This window comes from Streptomyces zinciresistens K42 (assembly GCF_000225525.1).
Classification (GTDB): Bacteria; Actinomycetota; Actinomycetes; order Streptomycetales; family Streptomycetaceae; genus Streptomyces; species Streptomyces zinciresistens.
This window is the reverse complement of record NZ_AGBF01000415.1, coordinates 1-1911: the sequence shown is the minus strand read 5'-3', so window position 1 is coordinate 1911 and position 1911 is coordinate 1. Positions and strand designations below refer to the sequence as shown.

Sequence of the window (1911 nt, the reverse complement as noted above, 5' to 3'; positions counted from 1 at the left end):
GGACGGTCGGCGGGGCGCGCGGGGGCCGGGGTGCGGGGGCGGTGCGCTCAGAGCGCCGTGCCGCCCGCCCGCTGTCCGAGGGCCGCGCCTTCGGGCACCGGTTCCTCGTCCCGCTCAGCCGGGAGGAGCAGTTCCTCGTAGCGGCCCAGCGCCAGCGTCACGGCCAGCATCAGAAACGGCAGGAGCACGGCGATCAGTGCCATGGTCTGGTCCTTCCCCGGAACGTGGTGGGGGGGTGGGGAGCCGGGTCTCCCCCCATCCGGGGGACAAACCCCGTGTCGGTCCGGGGCGGACGGGTACGCGGTGGCCAGCCCCGAAGATGTGGCCAGCCCCGAAGATCTGGAGGGAGTCATGCAGCGAGGCAGCGACCGGCTGAGCGTCCACCGCGACGAGGAGATGAAGCACGAGCTTCAGGGACTGCTGCGGTCCGGGCATCCGACCCGGGCGACGCGCCGGCACGATCCCGAGCCGTCCGCCGAGGACGATCCGCAGGTGGCGGGCGGCCCGGTGGCACCGGGTTCGTCCACGGCGTCCCTGGAGAGCGTCCGGCTGGAACTGGCGCGGGTCCTGGGCCGCACCGCCTTCCCGGCGGGTCCGCGCGAGCTGATCGGTGAGCTGCGGCGCGGTCACGCGCCGGACGCCCTGGTCGAGCCGCTGGAGCGGCTGCCGCGTGCGACGCGGTACGCCAACGTCCAGGAGCTGGCCGAGGCCGTGACGGCGACCGGCCGCGGCGAAGCCTGACGCGCGGTCCCGGGGCGCCGCGGGTGCCCCGGTCCGCGCCACGACCCGGGAGGGGCCGTTGAGAGGGGAACTGGTCAAGGACGTGATGACCCCCGGTGTCGCCGCGGTGCGCCCCGGGGCCTGGGTCGCCGAGGCCGCGCGGCTGATGCGCGCGCAGGGCGTCGGCGAGGTCGTCGTGGCCGACGGGCAGGACGTCGTGGGGGTGCTCACCGACCGCGACGTGTCCGTGCGCGCGCTCGTGCGGGGAGCCGATCCGCAGGCGGTGAGCGCCCGGTCGGCGTGTACGGGGGACCCCGTGGTGATCGGGCCGGGCGAGCGGGCGTCCGCGGCGGTGGCACTGATGCGCGAGCACGGCGTACGGCGGCTGCCGGTGGTGGAGGACGGGATACCGGTCGGTGTCGTCACCCTGGGCGGCGCGACCGGGGGGCGGGAGCCGCGGACGGCGCCCGGCGCGTGAGTCCGCGGGCGGCAGGGCCCGCGCAGGGCCGCAGCGAGGGGGTCCGCCGGCCGGCGGGCCCGGGAAGGACATCGAGAGATCATGCGTATCGCATTCCTGATCGCACCCGAGGGCGTCGAGCAGGTGGAGCTGACCGAACCGTGGCAGGCCGCGGTGGACGCCGGTCACGAACCCGTGCTGGTGTCGACGGCGCCGGGCACCGTCCAGGCGTTCGACCACCTCGACAAGGCGGACACGTTCCCCGTGCAGGCGGTCGTCGGCGAGACGTCGGCCGACTCCTTCGGCGCGCTGGTCCTGCCCGGCGGGGTCGCGAACCCGGACTTCCTGCGCACGGACGAGAAGGCCGTCGCGTTCGTGCGGGACTTCGCCGAGCGGGGGCGGCCGGTCGCCGCGATCTGCCACGCGGCGTGGACGCTGGTGGAGGCGGACGTGGTGCGCGGCCGGGTGCTGACGTCCTGGCCGAGCCTGCGGACCGACATCCGCAACGCCGGCGGCACCTGGGTGGACGAGCGGGTCAGGGTCTGCGACCACGGCCCCGGCAAGCTGGTCACCAGCCGCAGGCCGGACGACCTCAAGGCGTTCTGCGAGACGTTCCTCGACGTGTTCGCGCGGGAGTCGGAGAAGGCCGCCTGAGGGGCGTGCGCGGGCGGTGACGCCGCGCGGGGAGGCCGGGCCGCGGCGGCCCGGCCTCCCGCCGCGCCCGAGGGCTCACC

Annotated in this window: 4 protein-coding genes; 3 read left to right on the top strand and 1 reads right to left on the bottom strand. The window is 76.1% G+C overall.

All coding sequences use genetic code 11. The features are described from left to right. Nucleotides 1-47: 47 nt before the first annotated feature. The gene (locus tag SZN_RS41810) at nt 48-203 is read right to left on the bottom strand and encodes a hypothetical protein (protein ID WP_007506280.1); all 156 of its coding nucleotides are present in this window, start codon (nt 201-203) and stop codon (nt 48-50) included. A 148-nt stretch (nt 204-351) separates the two neighbouring features. On the opposite strand from SZN_RS41810, the gene SZN_RS36880 reads away from it, so the two are divergent. From SZN_RS36880 to SZN_RS36870, 3 genes are all read left to right on the top strand, one after another. Continuing rightward, the gene (locus SZN_RS36880; protein ID WP_007506278.1) at nt 352-741 is read left to right on the top strand and encodes a DUF2795 domain-containing protein; all 390 of its coding nucleotides are present in this window, start codon (nt 352-354) and stop codon (nt 739-741) included. A gap of 58 nt (nt 742-799) precedes the next feature. Beyond that, complete coding sequence (locus tag SZN_RS36875; protein ID WP_007506275.1) at nt 800-1198, top strand: CBS domain-containing protein; 399 nt, start codon at nt 800-802, stop codon at nt 1196-1198. Between the two features lie 81 nt (nt 1199-1279). Then, nucleotides 1280-1831, top strand: a complete 552-nt coding sequence (locus SZN_RS36870) for a type 1 glutamine amidotransferase domain-containing protein (RefSeq protein ID WP_007506274.1) — start codon at nt 1280-1282, stop codon at nt 1829-1831. Nucleotides 1832-1911 lie beyond the last annotated feature (80 nt).